The 15957-nt window shown below is 61.2% G+C and carries 14 protein-coding genes; 8 read left to right on the forward strand and 6 right to left on the reverse strand.

Translation table 11 applies throughout. From position 1 onward, the window contains the following. Positions 1-238: 238 nt before the first annotated feature. Positions 239-1081 (reverse strand): hypothetical protein, encoded by an 843-nt coding sequence (locus SNE35_RS29880; RefSeq protein ID WP_320426713.1) that lies wholly within the window; start codon positions 1079-1081, stop codon positions 239-241. 36 nt (positions 1082-1117) lie between these two features. After that, entirely contained in the window at positions 1118-4162 is a 3045-nt protein-coding gene (locus tag SNE35_RS29885) for a TrlF family AAA-like ATPase (protein WP_320426714.1), read from the reverse strand. A gap of 1766 nt (positions 4163-5928) precedes the next feature. On the opposite strand from SNE35_RS29885, the gene SNE35_RS29890 reads away from it, so the two are divergent. From SNE35_RS29890 to SNE35_RS29905, 4 genes are all read left to right on the forward strand, one after another. Beyond that, positions 5929-6267, forward strand: coding sequence for a hypothetical protein (locus SNE35_RS29890; RefSeq protein ID WP_320426715.1), 339 nt, complete (start codon positions 5929-5931; stop codon positions 6265-6267). 25 nt (positions 6268-6292) lie between these two features. Continuing rightward, positions 6293-6958 (forward strand): DUF6988 family protein, encoded by a 666-nt coding sequence (locus SNE35_RS29895; protein ID WP_320426716.1) that lies wholly within the window; start codon positions 6293-6295, stop codon positions 6956-6958. Between the two features lie 123 nt (positions 6959-7081). Beyond that, the gene (locus tag SNE35_RS29900) at positions 7082-8131 is read left to right on the forward strand and encodes an IS110 family RNA-guided transposase (RefSeq protein ID WP_320426717.1); all 1050 of its coding nucleotides are present in this window, start codon (positions 7082-7084) and stop codon (positions 8129-8131) included. 353 nt (positions 8132-8484) lie between these two features. After that, entirely contained in the window at positions 8485-9144 is a 660-nt protein-coding gene (locus SNE35_RS29905) for an H-NS histone family protein (RefSeq protein WP_320426718.1), read from the forward strand. A gap of 431 nt (positions 9145-9575) precedes the next feature. Here the strand turns inward: SNE35_RS29905 and SNE35_RS29910 are convergent, their stop codons facing one another. Both SNE35_RS29910 and SNE35_RS29915 read right to left on the reverse strand, forming a co-directional pair. Further along, positions 9576-9908: a hypothetical protein gene (locus SNE35_RS29910; RefSeq protein WP_320426719.1), complete on the reverse strand. Its 333-nt coding sequence runs from the start codon at positions 9906-9908 to the stop codon at positions 9576-9578. A gap of 54 nt (positions 9909-9962) precedes the next feature. Further along, entirely contained in the window at positions 9963-10337 is a 375-nt protein-coding gene (locus SNE35_RS29915; RefSeq protein ID WP_320426720.1) for a hypothetical protein, read from the reverse strand. Positions 10338-10465: 128 nt separating this feature from the next. Between SNE35_RS29915 and SNE35_RS29920 the strand changes: the two genes are divergently transcribed. The 3 genes from SNE35_RS29920 to SNE35_RS29930 all read left to right on the forward strand — a co-directional run bounded on the left by SNE35_RS29920 (position 10466) and on the right by SNE35_RS29930 (position 12514). Further along, positions 10466-11227, forward strand: coding sequence for a hypothetical protein (locus SNE35_RS29920; RefSeq protein WP_320426721.1), 762 nt, complete (start codon positions 10466-10468; stop codon positions 11225-11227). Continuing rightward, positions 11205-11432, forward strand: a complete 228-nt coding sequence (locus SNE35_RS29925) for an IS66 family transposase (RefSeq protein ID WP_431312807.1) — start codon at positions 11205-11207, stop codon at positions 11430-11432. The genes SNE35_RS29920 and SNE35_RS29925 overlap by 23 nt, the downstream gene beginning before the upstream one ends. 107 nt (positions 11433-11539) lie before the next feature. Then, the gene (locus SNE35_RS29930; RefSeq protein WP_320426722.1) at positions 11540-12514 is read left to right on the forward strand and encodes a hypothetical protein; all 975 of its coding nucleotides are present in this window, start codon (positions 11540-11542) and stop codon (positions 12512-12514) included. Positions 12515-13055: 541 nt separating this feature from the next. On the opposite strand, the gene glmS is transcribed toward SNE35_RS29930, so the two are convergent. Continuing rightward, entirely contained in the window at positions 13056-14924 is a 1869-nt protein-coding gene (gene glmS, locus SNE35_RS29935) for a glutamine--fructose-6-phosphate transaminase (isomerizing) (protein WP_320426723.1), read from the reverse strand. 147 nt (positions 14925-15071) lie between these two features. Here glmS and SNE35_RS29940 point away from each other — a divergent pair, with 147 nt between their 5' ends. Continuing rightward, positions 15072-15566: an Lrp/AsnC family transcriptional regulator gene (locus SNE35_RS29940; RefSeq protein ID WP_320426724.1), complete on the forward strand. Its 495-nt coding sequence runs from the start codon at positions 15072-15074 to the stop codon at positions 15564-15566. A 9-nt stretch (positions 15567-15575) separates the two neighbouring features. On the opposite strand, the gene SNE35_RS29945 is transcribed toward SNE35_RS29940, so the two are convergent. Next, a partial coding sequence (locus tag SNE35_RS29945; RefSeq protein WP_320426725.1) for an ATP-binding cassette domain-containing protein occupies positions 15576-15957 on the reverse strand: 382 nt, incomplete at its 5' end.

Here is a 15957-nt window from a genome sequence, read left to right on the forward strand (position 1 = left end):
CAACTCACCGCGGGTAATTGATGCGATGCCTCCGCCAGCTACTACCTGACAGGCCTTATGACCCATGCGCGCTGCGAAATGGGAGCGTGGAAGGCCTTGCGGCAGTCAGACGAGGGTGAGGGTGGCAGGTTGAGATTGTTGCCCAGAGGACTGACGGCAGCTTTCGCAATACGTACCTAGCTCTGCATGGCGCGGCACCCCATGCGCTGCACGATGCGCGCGCAAATGTCGCATAGCGTCATACCGCTCGGCCATCTGCCGCGCCACGCCGAGCAATGCGCATCGCCAACGCGAGCGACCGCGCGATATGCATTTGGAAGGCAAGCGGCCTCAGACGTCGGGTTTCTAGCTTGACCTGCAGCTTCTTGAGTCGGGGATCGATAAGGTACTTTTTTGCCATAGCGGCCAACACGGTCAGAACAGCAACCGCCCACGGCCATGCTGGCGCAAGCGCAACGAGGCGCGAGATTACCTCCTTGGCGAGCTGCGAGTACGCGATCCCAAACACCAAGATAGACGTCAAGAAAATGAACCCGTGCCGCACGAGGAAGAACTGGGTGCGCGCCCAGTGGTAGCGCATATACAGGCCATACGACTGAAGGTTGATGCGCAGCAAGAGCCAGGCTGTACCGCCCATTTCCTCCCCGTAAGGTAGAGTTGCCGTGTGGGCCTGCCTCGCGGCCGCGACAGTCTCATCCAGCGCCGCACGCATGTCTGGGCTGATCTCCCCGTCCATGGCCTCTTTCGCAGCGCGCTCGATTTCCGCCAGGAGCTCCGCTGACTCCTTGGCCTCGGCCGTTCTTTCGGCTGCCCACACCTTCTCTTCACGGCGATTGATCTGAAAGTTTCGCCATGCGGACCGGCGAACCTCACTCGCTTCTTTAGAAACCGCCTGAAACTCCTTGCTCACCTGGGCTAGCGCAACCTCGTGTTCGACCGTTCCCAGCTTGGTGAAGATGAGGTCGAAGACGTCGAGAAGGACCTTGTATTCCTGCAGCGGCGCCTTGCTCCGCAGCCGCTTGGATTCTTCTAGGAAATGAGCCGTGCGGCCCGCTGTGAATTCTAAGAACGGATTCGTCATGGACCGCTGGCGTGTTCCGGCGCTTAAACGCACCGGTCAATGAAAGTACTTGTCGCTGCGATTGCCAAAGGCTTCGGTTGTTCCCTCAAGCACGTCGAGCACCGATTTGTTCAGCTGTGTGCTCTCGATGGCCCCAGACTGGTATTTGAGAGCGAACTCGTCAGCCCTGTCGAACTCTGCATGGATGATCTGCTCGGCATCACAGCAAACGGCCAGGTTCGCGTTGTGTGTGACCATGACGATCTGACGGCGCTCCTTCGCCCGCTGGATGATGGGCACCAGCATTGAGTAGACGGTCTGGTTGTCCAGATTCTCTTCGGGTTGGTCGAGGACGAGCGGGGTTGGGTCGGTATCGACGAGCAGATAGAAGATGAGCAGAAGTGCTCCCCGCTGGCCAGGCGACATCTGTTGGATGGTCGTCCCAGCCAGGCTCAGCGAGAATTTCGCTTCGAGCTGACGCAACCCAAATAGCTGGTCATAGAGCTGCTCGACCGTCATCCGCGTACGGAGGATTTGAAGCAGCGCGGAGGCATTTTGGCCGGGCGCGGGAATGGCCGTCCGAATCTCGCGCAGCCCCTTCACAACGCTCTCAGCATCCTGAAAGTCGATGGCGCGCAGCATTGAGAACAGCTTGGCCGGCCCTTCATCGTCACCTCGGAAGCCGCCCGTGTTCTGCCTGATCAGCTGGAAGAATTTCTCGCCAAACGCTGGGCGGTCAAAGAACAGCGCGCTCTGAAACCCCACCTTGAGCTCGTCAGCGACGCCCGGCACGGTCTCAACGATTCGCTTCACAGGGGCAAACAAGGGCTTGCGCGACTCAGCGATTGCCATGAGCGCGGCGTGGATCTCGCGCACCAACCGATCTTGCTCCGCTTCAAGGGCAGCGCACTTCTGAGGAATCTGCGCCAACTCGGCCAGACGCGCTTTATAGAACGCGATGGTGTCGGCCTCCTCGGCGCTGCCGTTCAGTGCCTTCACTGCCTTCTCCCAAGCCGCGAGCTGCACCACGTAATGCTGGTAGGCCTTGCTAGGCCCGTCCAGCTTCTCCTGAAGCTGCGTGCGCTCAACCACGAGTGCATCGCGGCGATTCGTCCGCTCCTGCTGCGCCCCAGCAATCTTCACCAGCTCTGCATCAGTCGTGAGGACGAGCGCCAGTAGGTCAGCGCGCTTCGTCTGCACCGCAATGAGGTCAAGCATCGCAACACCCACAGCCTCCAGCTCGCCGCGAAGAGCAGCACCCGTGCGTGCGGCTGTTTGCTCAAAGGCTTGCAGTCGTTCGGCAACACTAGTCACCACATTGCGGCGATCGGTCAGCGTCCGCTTGGAACCATCGGCCGTCGTGTTCTGAAGCTCCAGCGCTGCAATGGACTCGGCAATCGCAAGCAACCTCGTCGCCTCATCGGTAGGCTCTGCAGATGCTGCATCTTGCGGCTTAGGGACCTCAACGGGCTTCTTGGAATTGAGATCGCCTAGCTCCAGTTCCTTAGACGCCAGCTTCTCTTTCAACTCGTTTTCGTGGGAAGTTCCGGTCTGCCTCTCAAGCTCTGCGAGCTGCACATTCTTTTCGTGCAGCTCTTGACGTAGTTCTTCGACCCTCTGTTCGGCGGGCTTTTCCTTTGCTGCCAAGTACTCATCGAGATTTTGATGGCTGCCACGCTCGGCGTGGTCCAGATGCGAGAACAAGACCTTCCGAATCTCCGTGCTGAACCGGTCCGACCGCCCTGCCACGTGGTCGTTGCACAGCTCCTCGAAGTAGATCTGCGAGATGTACTTGACCCTTTCCGGCTGCTCCGGCTTTGCCTTCTGGTCCAGCGTGACGGGGGCCATGTCTCCGTTGCGCCACGTCAGCTTCGCTTCGAAGGCACCTGCGCGCTGCGAACTACCGCTCTTGAACCGCGTGTCGACGAGGAAGGTGAAAAACTCGTGCGCTTTGGAGTTGCCGGCCAAGGCAAGCACCTCGGCAAGCCCGCTTTTGCCCGAGCCCTTGTTCCCAATGACCGCCACCAGGTCAGGATTCAGCTTGAGGTCGGTTCCGTCGAACCACTTCTCATCCGTCTTGACGCCAGCCTTGCGCGACAGCTGCAGGCGCTCCATGAACAGGCGGCCATTGGCTTCAACGAATGCTTTCTTTGGAGGTACGTCGCCGATGAACGAGCGGAAAACCGGCTCCTTGATGGCATGCCGGAGCCCCTGGAAGGTTGGCTCGGTTTTGATCCAAGTCTTCATGTTGCTTGGAAACACGCCGTAGTCTGCGAACTTATGGGCGTCTGTACCACGGACGCAGAGCCGTGCCTTGCCATCCAGCGAGCCCCAGAAGTTGTCGAAGTACTTTTCGTTCAGCGGCGTCTTCTGACCGTGGTACGCCTGCCGGTTTCCTTCATCCTTGCACTCAAAAATGTCTGCGGCCGACCTGAAGCGCCGCACCTCGGCATAGTGCTTCATGAAGTCGATTTCTTTAAGCCCGCCGTAGGTGTCCCATGGCATCAGCAGAAGACCCTGGTCGCCAAGCACTGCTAGCGCCGCCGTGAGCGACTCTGGGGTGACCATGGCGGTTTGCCAGCCGACCTCCAGCGCGTACTCGTCGTTCTTCTGCGCCTTCTCGTAGTCATAGGTCTTGAGTCGGTCCTGCCCGAGCTCGCGCGTATGCTGAATGAGGCAGTCTTCGCTAAGACCTCGTAGGCCAGCCTTCAGGCTGACCTTTAGCGCATTGAGCACGTCCTGGAAGACTTGCGGCTTAACGGCCGGATTAACCACCAGATGGACATTCAGCCGCTGCGAGAGCGAGCTCTCAACCCGTAGCTCAATCCCAGGGAAGACAACCTTCCCCTTCAAGGACCCGGGATACTTCTGCTCGTGCTCGGCTATGGCGAGATAGCCGTCGAACGTCCAGTAGTCCATGATGACTACGACGTCAGGGTCAGCACCCGCCAGCGCCGCGACGGTCTGGCTGACTAGCTTCTCGCGTTCTTCACCGACGAGCCCACGGAGTTTCTGGCCGCTCCATTGGTACGACGCCGGCGTATGGCAATGGAAGTCCCATAGCCGCCAAATTGATCCTTCGGGAGTACGCGCACCGCTCATCTTTGATACCTATACGTTCTGTCTAAACAGGCACAACATCATGAAGATTCACTACACCGAGCTGAGCGACGCTCAGCTGAACGTGTCGTTTGGAGACTGGCTGGACAGGCCAACGTTCGGATAGAGAACGCCTAAGCATGGGTTGGCATCCCCTACGACCTGCTTCGACCGGGCACCGATCATCAAGAGCAGGTTGAGAGGAGGTTCATGCTGAGCACAAGGTGCTCGATGGAGGACGGCCGTCCACGGTTCAATTCGAACGAGGACGCGCGGACAGCCGACACCAATCCATGCCGGTCCAGAACCCTAGCTGCGCTGCTCATGACCTTCCCTTCTGGCTATGTCGACCTCGACTAGCCAATCATTTGGTCTTATTCGCACCCTCTTCGGAGGGCGTCATCTATTGGCTGACTCTACAGCCGTAGGAGACTGCTGCCAAGGGAGATGCATGCAGCAAAGCCACAGGTTGGCAGAGCGCCAGCACCGAGCCTTTGCCCGGCGCTATCAGCTATCCGAAGCTGCGGTGTTTCGTGCCTGCTGGCTCCCAAACACCAGCCGGCCGCCGACAACGCGCGCGGAGCCATCTACGTCGTCCTCAAGTGCCTCGTTGCGAGGCAGATTAATGCTCAGTTGGTCTGGACCAGCTTGATGCATCGAAAACAGAAAAGCACTGAGCCGCTCACTTGCGGCTGGTTCCTCACCGTCCACAGGCTGTCCTCCCTCGATCTTCACGTCGCGGACCGCTCGACCGCCCGGACATGAGTTGTATCTCATGTTCAATGGACCAGGGGGCGATGCTAGGAATGCAATCATGACGTTAGGGCACCAGGCGGATCTTGCTCACCACCTAGTACCGACGAAGTTGGCAAGCCATCGGATTGCCATGCCCGCGTGGTCGCCGCTTAAAGCTACGCAAAGTACGCCTGCGACGCTCGTCCAGCGAACGCGTGTGGCCAGAGCTCGCCGCCGCAGTTCATCGTTTTTGAAGCCGCAGTAGGGATCAGGCTTCGAATTCCTGGGAGACATGTGAACTCCTATCATGCTTGCCCATTGGCAACCTAAGGGGGATCTATACGGCGGAAGCCGTTTCTGATTGATCGCGGTACTGCTCTGAACGTGACAAGAATCTGATCGCGACCCTGTCTTGAGAAGCTGGTGCGATGGTGCTGGCAACATTCGTGGAGCAATAGATAAACCGGTTTAACTCAGCGAGAGTGCAGGCATTCAATTGCGCCAGGCCATGGTCGACATGACCATTTGCCAGGCCAGGAGCGCCAAGTTCAGTCCGGCGGCGGCGTTGTTCTGCAAAGTGGCACCCATTGCTTCTCAAATGCGGCTCCTTCCCTGATCTCGAGTGCACCATTTCACTTCGATCAGTTTCTAGAAATCGTCGGGACATTTGCAGGGGTGCACCGGCGCCCTCAAATCGGTTTGCTTGTTGTCACTATGGTCAGTCCGTGAGCACTATGTCTTTTGGCGCGTGCGAAAACTTGGTGAAGCGCTTCACCAACAGAACGGCAAAGGCGGCGACCCCGCTATTGCAAAAGACAAAAACTGGAAGTCAACCCAGCCTGCAAAGCGTTCCGCAAGAGGTTCGAGGAACTGTTGGCGGTCTGCTGTTGCGATAGACCTTGTGCTACGGGCGGTCCCAGTGCTCCGGCCGTCCTGACTGCCGGGCGTACATAGGCGCGGCGTTGGAAGTGCGCCGATCCTCTAGCGTCCGCCAAGCGGCCATGCTGAAATGGCCGAAAAAAGGGAGGTTAGCAATGGGTGGACTGCTTGAAGCGCTGCTGGGAGCCGTTCTCGACTTCATCAATGCCATCGGCAACTTCGCTGACGAGCTCAGGCACCGTCGTAGCGACGATCCGTACATGACCGAGCAGCGAAACCTGAAGCGTTGGGGCGCGCTGGCGTTCTTCGTGGCGCTGAATGCCCTTGGTGTCGCATGGATCGTCGGTTCGCTGCGCCCATCCACGGGCCTGGCCGGTCCAGCCGTCGATCAGGTCCTAGAAGTGGTGAACGCTGTCGCGCTTGGGATTGCGGCTCTAGCGTGGTTTGTCATGGCACTCTGCGCATACCGCCTGTGGCGCCGCGAGGCCTGGTAAGGCTGGCCTCCAAGCGGTGAGCTCGATGCCCAGTCTTGAGCAAACCCTGCAGCGATCCGCTGCGTTCCTCGAAGCCCTGATGGATCAAATCTCATCGGCCGAGGACTTCGGCGGAGCCGACGAGCGGCAAGAGGCGGCCATCGCCGCGGCCGAGGTGGCGATTGAACATGGGACAGCGCTCAATGCTTTGTTCGATATGGGCCTGGCGAACTCCGCAGTCGCCCTTCTGCGCCTCGAGTACGAGGCGCTACTCAGGTCGGCTTGGCTTTTGTACGCGGCGACGGACGGTGAGGTCGCAAAGGCTTCCACGCCTCTGACCAGGGAAAGCGGCGAGGCTGCCAAGAATCTACCTACTGCGTTGACCATGCTCCAGGACCTCGAACGCAAGATGAAGGTCGAGCCAGGCATCGCTGGCCTAGTGATGCCGCTGCGGGAACTGCGCGACGAAGCATGGAAACCCATGAACGCCTTCGTCCATTGCGGCCTTCACCCGCTCGCTCGCGTCAGAGATGGTTTCCCTGAGTCGCTAGCGATCAGCGTCGTGAAGCTCTCGAACGGACTCATCCATTTCGCGGCAAGGCTTTTGTCCCGGTTCACCGGCAACCGCAAGGTAATGCGTGAAGTCGACGAGGCCTTCAGGGTGTTCCAGGATGTGATGCCCATGGTCACAGGTCCGCACAGCGAGCCGTAGCCGAGCGACGGAAGGGCACGACGGCGCTATCCGTCGCAGCGTCATCGGCGCTCCCCCCGATGACGGAAGGACAGGTCGAAAAGCCGCACGCTCCGACCTAATGTCTCTCGGAGGTCGTGAGGCATGAGGAAGCAACGCGCAAAGGTCGTCCGCGTCGGCGTCGATCTGGCAAAGTCGGTCGTTCAGGTCCATGCCGTTGATGCTGGCGGTGCAGTCATCGCTGCAAAGCAGCTCCCGCGCGCTGGATTCCTGCCCTGGTGCGAGCAATTGCCTCAGGGGTGTCTCGTCGCTATTGAAGCCTGCTCTGCTGCACACCACTGGGCCAGACGACTTCTCGCAATGGGGATCGACGTCAGACTGGTCGCTCCGGCATTTGTCGCCCCCTATCGCATGAGCGGGAAGACCGGAAAAAACGACGCCAATGATGCAGCTGCCATCTGTGAAGCGGCAAGCCGGCCGCAGATGCGGTTTGTCCCCGTCAAGACACCGGACCAGCAAAGCTGGCGGGCCATACATACCCTGAGGGAAGGCTACATCATTGAAAGGGGTTCCTGCATGAACCGAGCGCGAGGCGTACTTGCCGAGTTCGGGGTGCTCTTCCCGCTGTCGACGGAGAAGTTTCATAACGAGCTTCTTGGAGTGCTACGCGGCTCGGATGACGAACTGACCCCGCTGGCTCGAATGGCACTGAGGAAGTGCCTGGCTCATTTCGACGAGCTGGAAGGCCAGATCGCATGGTGTACCCAGCAGATCGAGCGGCATGTCGCAACTGACCCGCGCGCGAAGTTGGCTATGAGCGTGTTCGGCGTCGGCGCCCTGACCGCATCGGCGCTGGTTGCTTCCGTTGGCAACATGAACCATTTCAAGAACGGTCGGCAGTTCAGTGCCTGGCTAGGTCTTGTGCCGCGCATGTCCTCAACCGGAGGACGGCCGAAGCTCGGACCGATCACAAAGCGCGGCGACGCCTACCTTCGAAAGCTGCTCGTGCTCGGCGGTCGGGCAGTTCTCACGGCGGTCTCGCGGCGTGACGACGCCTTCAGCAAGTGGGCAGTCCAACTGCATGCCCGAGTTGGCTGGTCGAAGGCCATCGTTGCCATTGCAAACAAGAATGCCCGCATCCTTTGGGGCGTTCTCTCGGAAGGCAGAGACAGGTCAGAGGATCCGCGCCACTGACCACGACCTTGGACGACGGCAGTGGATTCTCGGAGAGCTCGTAATGTGGATGGTCTGCCAATGTGCAGGCGTTACCAGTCTGGAGCCCGGATTTCTTGATGCTGTAGACCGAGTCAGCAATTCGAATGCGGAACCGCCACTTTGACCAGCAGCAGCGGCTCGAGGACGGAATGGTCACGCCAAGCGTGTCGGCACAAGTCGTGAGTCATGCTGCCGTGCTTTTACATTCCCGACCAGAGGCACTTACTGCCTGGCCCGTTTGGCAATTTATTCAATTCTCCAACTCCAGAACTTCGCTTTCTCTGCATTCCCTCGATAGACTCCGCCTTGCAACAACACCCTGGAGTTCGTGAATGGCCAAGTCTCTCTCCGCAATCAAGAGCCAAATCGAGAAGCTGCAGCAGCAAGCTGACGCGATGCGCTCCACCGTAATTGCGCGCATCCAACGCGATATGGCCCAGCACGGCCTGACCATCGAGGACCTTGCTATCAAGTCCGGCGGATTCGTTGTCGGGAACGGGACCCCTGCCAAGGCGAGGAAGACCGTGAAGGCCAAGGCGGGTGCGGCCAAGCCGGCAAAGTTCGCTGATGACAAGGGCAACACTTGGCACGGCATCGGCAAGCGACCGACATGGATTCATGAGGTGCTTGCAGCCGGCCGCAAGCTCGAAGAGTTCCTGGTTGGCAAGAAGGCCAAGCCTGCGACCGACGCAACTCCGAAGACAAGCGTGAAGGCTGCTCCGAACAAGCGTGCGACTGGCAAGAAAGCAGTTGCTGCGACACAGAAGGCGCCAGCGAAGAAGGCGGTTGCAGTGAAGGGAGCCGCTCGGACGTCCGCTGCGCAGCCGCTCGCACGGAAGGCTGGCAAAGCGTCCAAGTCGGCCGAGACGATGGGCACCGCAAAGGCGGCGAGCAAAGTGCCTTCGAAGAGGGCTATGGCAAAAAGGCCCAGTAAGCTCGTAGCTGGCGAGACGGCAACATCAGCTGATAAGCCGACAGACAGCCAAGTGTAAGCCGTTACCTGCCCATCCACCGTGCGCGTCGCGGTGGGTGCTTGCCGTCTCATTGACAGTACGTATGAGAGGAGATCCGAGGCGGTGCCGAGATTGGCGCGTGCGGGGCCGGAACGCGGCTACGAATCGTCGACGCGAAGGCCGACTGGACTCGAGAGCGTGCCCGTTGGTGAAAAATTGAGTGCTCCTATAGCGGTCGTTGCCGACCGACCGGAGATGGCCGATATCGGCTGACGACCCGTTGTAGACCGTCGTACCGCCGAATTCGCGGCCGCAAAGCAGACGCCCAACAATCGCCGAAACGGCAGAGTTCCGGCGTCAATCTTGGCATTCAGTAAGTTGCAGGCAGGCTGACAGGTTCTCGTTCGATGGCAATTGGGTATCTGTTCGCCAACGCCCGAGTCAATCGCATGACTGCACGACAGACACGCTCACGGATATACGGCCTCCCGGTCGTGAAGCAACGACGAGCCGTGCCAGTCGCCGTTGTTGGAGACGATCCGGGTCGCGATGTTCGCGTAGCCAGCGTTGTTGCCGCAGACGTTGATAGGAACCCCCTGGTTGCCGGCGAGCGTGAACGGTCCAAGGATGCGCTTGTTGCAGTTCAGGTCCATGACCGCGACCTGCGCCGTGCTGCCGGTAGTCATGTATTTCCCCGATAGGATGATGGTCACGCCCTGCTGAGCGCCGGCCTTCTGCAGGGCAGCGAACGCCGTCAGCGCGAGTGCGCCGGCGGCCACGAGAGTCTTGGTCGAGATTTCCATGAGGTCGCCTTTCGCAATTGGAAGAATTGGGGCCGAGCGAGGCCGGCCCGGGGGTTACTCGACTTCCACCGTCAGCAGCGCGGTGCTATCCCGCTGGCCGCTGTTGGGGTTGTTGATGAACAGGAAGCCACCCTCGTTGTGGCCCTGCAGCGAGAACGCGTACTGGACGAAGGTGCTGGTCGCCTTGACGACCCGGCAGGTCGACCAGGCGTTGCAGCGGCGATCACCGATGAGGGTCAGGCCATGGTGGGCGATCTTCTTGCCAGTAGGGGCGCTGTAAGAGATCAGGTATTCCTCGGAGAAGGCGGAGCCGCTGCCGCTGGTCTTCGGACCCGAGCTGACCTGGTAGGTCGTCGCGCGCGCCGAACCGGCCAGAACCACGAAGGCCAGGAAGGCCAGAAAGAAGCGGGAGAGAATCTTCGAACTCAACATAATGAACTCCTTGGGAAGCTTCGCCGCGGCAGAATTGCGTTGGTGTGCCGGAAATTTAAGAGCTCGGAAGCAGTCGGGAACGCACCCCTGCGGATCGTCGTAGGGGGCTAGCACGGAGGTCTGACATGAGCGTCGAAGATGCCCAACCGTCCCAATCTGGGCGCTCGATTGAGGACGTGCTGCAAGCTGCGCGGGAGATTCCTCACACGGACTACATCGTGGGGCGAGGGACGCGGAAGCCTGATGGCGGCATCCACATCGTCGAGTACCACGTTTCCCGTGGCCTTGGCGAAAGGTTCGTGAAGGCCTACCCAGAGTACGAAGCCTTTGACTCGGCCGCGCAGCAGTTTCTTTGCGCACCGTTTCTGTCGATCACGATCGAGGTTGGTGTCACCTGCTACGTTGATGACACGAGCAAGCAGAGCGCCAAAATGAATGACTACCTTCGGCTCTTCGACGTGGATAGCTTGCTGCTTGTCGGGCTAGAGAGCTCTATGGGATTGTGCTGGATGACGCTGTACCGCCGGCTTCAGCCCAAGGAGCCCTTCACTGCAGAACAGGCAGAGCTGGCGAGCTATCGGGTACGGGCAGCGCTGTTCGAATGGCAGCTGAGAACAAAAAGTCCTATCGAGAGACCGCCCCCGCCTGAACGCTACAAGTTGCTGCCGCTCGGCCGGCGTTGCCTCGACGTGGCTGTGCGGCGCATGCGTGGGATACCTCGCAAGCGTATCGCGACCGAACTTGGGATGACCGAGGACGGCGTCGACGCACAAACCAGGCGTCTCAAAGAGCTCAAGCTCAGCAACCAGAAGCTGATGGAGCAGTTTTTCGGGGAGCTGCCGCCGCCGCGCCCTCTGCCGCCCAATGATCCAGAAGCGCAAAGCTAGGAAGTACACAGCCCGGCATCAGCAGGCGTTGAAGTACTTCGGCGAGCTTTACCGCGTGGAGCGATCGATCGAAGCGACCGACAGTGCGCATCGGCTCGAAGAGAGACGACGATCACGACCGGTCGCCGATGCGCTTCACCAATGGCTGCTGCAGCAACGTCAGAAGGTCCCCGACGGTTCGGCCACGGCGAAGGCGATCGACTAAAACCTCAAGCGCTGGGTGGGTACCCTGAAGTAGAGGGTGGCAGGAGCGTCTGGCTTTAGGTGCCAACTACCATACGAATCCGCCAGAGGGACGAAGAGGACGCAGAGATGTTGCAGCTAGAGTGGATCAGCGAACTGGATGGGGCTGAGGAAGCCCATCGAATCCAGATGGGGCGCAATAGCGAGTTCGCCCGATCCGCCCTGTCGGGCGGGGTCATCCCGTTCAGCTGCACCTACCTTACGGCGGAGCAACTAGCTCGTATGGACCCGGAAGAGCTGCTAGACGCCGCCACACAGATCAACCGGTCGATGCGCGCCGCACGCAACGACGTTGATCTAGTGCAAGCCGTGGTGCTGGCCGGGCCGACTACCCTATTCTGGACCGTGGTCCAGGAACGCACCTATTGGGCTTGCGCCGCGGATGGACCGTTGTTGATTGGAGCAGACTACCGGTACCGCCATACGCGCTCGGGATGGCATGAAGTGCGGCGACTCAATACGGGCGTACGCACTTCGGACCTGCCAGCCAGCATCGCGAAGCGCGATCTATACGGTACACACAACCCGGGCTACCTTCCTGAATTCCGTACATTCGTGCGCGAATGCCTGGCGCTGACGTCCGACCATGAAGTCCGTCCTGACGCGCCTCAGGCGCCGGACGACTGGACTGCATCCATCCGGTCAATGGCTCTTAACGCCCAGAGTGCCGCGGCCGAATCCGGCCTACTAAAGCTCAGCGCGACAAAGGCCAAGTACTTTGGCTTTCCTTCGCGCGAGGACGCGGAGGCATACATTACCCTGTTGCTGGAAGAACAGGGGTACCGTTGCCGGCTGACCGGCATTCCCCTGAAACGCCGTGGCCAGCACAGCCCAGTCGATGCCCCGTACCTCCCTTCACTGGATCGGCGCGACTCCAACGGTCACTACGAACCAGGCAACCTGCAGGTTGTCTGCCAATTCATCAACCGTTGGAAGGCGGCCTGCGACGAAGGCGACTTCCTGGGGCTCCTGAATGCAGTGAAACAGGCGCCTGGCCGGCTTCCGAGCCTCTCTACTAGCCCTTCCGGGAGTTGCCGGTCATGAAAGTCTGGAAGTAGCCGAAGCTGTGTGAAAACTCGGCACGCAGGCTATTTCCCGGATCTCGACAGCATTGGCGCCCGTTCGATCGTCCATCCTGAGCCGATCTGAGACGTCGACTTCTCGCCGGTTTGTAGCGAAGCGGCGTTTTCACACAGCCTCGGCCGGAAGCAGTCCCACGTTGATACACCCGGCTGGGATCGAACCACCCTACCCCGGCATCCATCGACGCTACGGCTAGCAGGGGCCACCAACCTTCCTGTCGTGATCCAGGAAAGTCATGTTCGACAGACTTCAACACGCCAGAGAACTGCCCTCGACAGACTTCAACATAAAAGCGTTGGCGGCCGGCATCGCACGGACGTCGCGAGTTCGATTCTGGGCCTCCTAGTTGCCCAGATAGCCTCACGTCCCTGACTGCATATGCTGCGGGATGCAATCTTTGCTGGGCTTGATTCGATTGACCGTGCATCAGGTCCGACGGACTTTTTTCCAGTCCGACAGACTTAATTGTTGGCGATCAGCGACGCGGAGGATCACGTCCTACTCACTCGACCGTGACTGACTTGGCCAGGTTACGAGGCTTGTCCACGTCGGTCCCACGCGCGCAGGCCGTGTGGTACGCAAGTAACTGCAGCGGTACAACGTGGAGGATCGGGCTCAGCGCACCGTAGTGCTCCGGCATGCGGATCACGTGCAGGCCTGTTTCGCTCTCGATCTTGGTGTCGCCATCGGCGAAGACGTAGAGCTGGCCGCCGCGGGCGCGGACTTCCTGCATATTGCTCTTGAGCTTCTCGAGCAGCGCGTCGTTCGGCGCCACCGTCACCACGGGCATCTCGGCCGTCACCAGCGCCAGCGGGCCATGCTTCAGCTCGCCGGCGGGGTAGGCCTCGGCGTGGATGTAGGTGATCTCCTTGAGCTTCAGCGCGCCTTCCAGCGCGATCGGGTAGTGCAGGCCGCGGCCGAGGAAGAGTGCGTTTTCCTTGCGGGCGAACTCGTCGGCCCAGGCCATCACCTGCGGCTCCAGCGCCAGCACGGCCTGCACGGCCACCGGCAGGTGGCGCAGCGCCTTCAGATGCTCGGCCTCGTCGGCTTCGCTGAGCAGGCCTCGGGTCTGGGCCAGGGCCAGAGTCAGCAGGAACAGGCCGACGAGCTGGGTCGTGAAGGCCTTGGTCGAGGCGACGCCGATCTCCGCGCCGGCGCGGGTGATGTAGGCCAGCTCGCATTCGCGCACCATCGCGCTGGTGGCGACGTTGCAGATGGTCAGCGTGTGGCTCATGCCCTGCGCGCGGGCGTGCTTCAGCGCGGCCAGGGTGTCGGCGGTCTCGCCGCTCTGGCTGATGGTGACGACCAGGGTGCGCGGGTCGGGCACGCTGTCGCGGTAGCGGTATTCGCTGGCGATCTCGACGCTGGTGGGGATCTTGGCGATCGCTTCGAGCCAGTACTTGGCGGTCAGGCCCGAATAGGAGCTGGTACCGCAGGCGAGGATCAGGACCTTGTCGATGTCCTTGAACACGCGGTAGGCGCCATCGCCAAACAACTCAGGGCTGATGCCGCCGACGGCGTCCAGCGTGTTGGCGATCGCCACCGGCTGCTCGAAGATCTCCTTCTGCATGTAGTGGCGGTACGGGCCCAGCTCGGCCGCGCCGCTGTGGATCTGCACGGTGCGGACCTCGCGCTGCACGGGCTCATAACGGCCGGATTCAGCGGACAGGTGCGTGATCCAGAAGCGGCCCAGCTGCAGGTCGACGACGTCGCCCTCCTCCAGGTAGCAGATCTGCTCGGTGACGCCGGCCAGCGCCATCGCGTCGGACGCGACGAAGTGCTCGCCCTGCGCGGCATCGCCCACACCCAGCACCAGCGGCGAGCCCTCGCGGGCAGCGACGACGCGGTGCGGCTCGTCGCGGCAGAACACGGCCACCGCGTAAGCGCCCTTCAGGCGCGGCAGCGCCTGTTGGACGGCCTCGAGCAGGTCGCCTTCGTAGTAGCGGTCGATCAGGTGGGCAATGACCTCGGTATCGGTCTGGCTGGAGAAGGCGTAGCCGCGGGCCTTCAGCTCGGCGCGCAGTTCGTCGTGGTTCTCGATGATGCCGTTGTGGACCAGGGCGATGCGGCCCGGCGCGTCATTCGCGGCATTGGGGCCGGCGGAGAAGTGCGGGTGCGCGTTGTGCACCGCCGGCGCGCCGTGCGTGGCCCAGCGGGTGTGAGCGATGCCGGTGCCGGCGACGATGCCGTCTTCCTGCGCCTGATTCATCAGCTCGGCCACGCGCGAGGTGCTGCGGGCGCGGCGCAGGCGGCCCTCCTGATGCACGGCAACGCCGCAGGAATCGTAGCCGCGGTACTCGAGCCGCTTCAGGCCTTCGACCAGGATGGGGACGATATTGCGCTGACTGACCGCGCCGACGATGCCGCACATGGGGTTTGCTCCTTCATTGGGCTCGGGTGAGCCAGGAGCGCATCGTAGAGAGGCTCTCGAAATACATTTATTCGAAATTTCTTCTGAAATGAATTAATATTTCATTCAATCCATAACGCGTACGAATATTTCACGAAAAGTCGATCTGTGACTGATTCACTCACCATCACCACCCCCGATCTGGATGCCACGGACCTGCGTCTTCTCGACCAACTGCAACAGGACGCCTCGCTGAGCAACCAGGATCTGGCCGAGCTCGTGCACGTTTCGCCGGCTACCTGCCTGCGGCGGGTCAAGCGGCTGGTGGCGCTGGGTGTGATCGAGCGGCGGGTGGCGCTGCTCTCGCCGGACCGGCTCGGCGCCGGCCTGTCGGCCATCGTCGAGATCACGCTGGACCGCCAGGGGGCGGAGCATCTGGATGCGTTCGAGGCGCGCGTGCAGGCCGAGCGTGCCGTACAGCAGTGCTGGCGCGTGTCACCGGGGCCGGACTTCGTGCTGGTGATCCAGGTGGCCGACATGGCGGCGTATCACGCGCTGACGAAGACGTTGCTGACGCAGGGTGCGAACGTGCGCAACGTGAAGGCCTTCTTCAGCATCCACCGCGCGAAGTTCGATCCGCGGATCGCGCTGCCGTCGGCCTGAGGGGCTGGGTCAGCGGCGCTCCGCCACGCCGAGCCACTGATCGAGCGGCGCGGGGTCAGCGAGCAGCGCCGCACTCTCCGCCCGATACGCGATCCCGCCCCTGTCCAGCACGATCGCGTCGTCCGTCACCCCCAGCACCATGTGCGGATGCTGCTCGACGACGATCGACGGCAGACCCTCCTCGCGCGCCACCCGCCGGATCGCCCGCAGCAACTCCTCCACGATGATCGGCGCCAGACCCTCCAGCGGCTCGTCCAGCAGCAACAGCTTCGGGTTGAGCACCAGCGCCCGGCCGAAGGCCAGCATCTGCTGCTCGCCGCCACTGAGCTGCGTCCCGAGGTTCCTCTTGCGCTCCGCCAGCCGCGGGAAGAGCTCGTACACCCTTGCCGGC

The sequence above is a fragment of the Roseateles agri genome (assembly GCF_034043675.1).
GTDB lineage: Bacteria > Pseudomonadota > Gammaproteobacteria > Burkholderiales > Burkholderiaceae_C > KK5.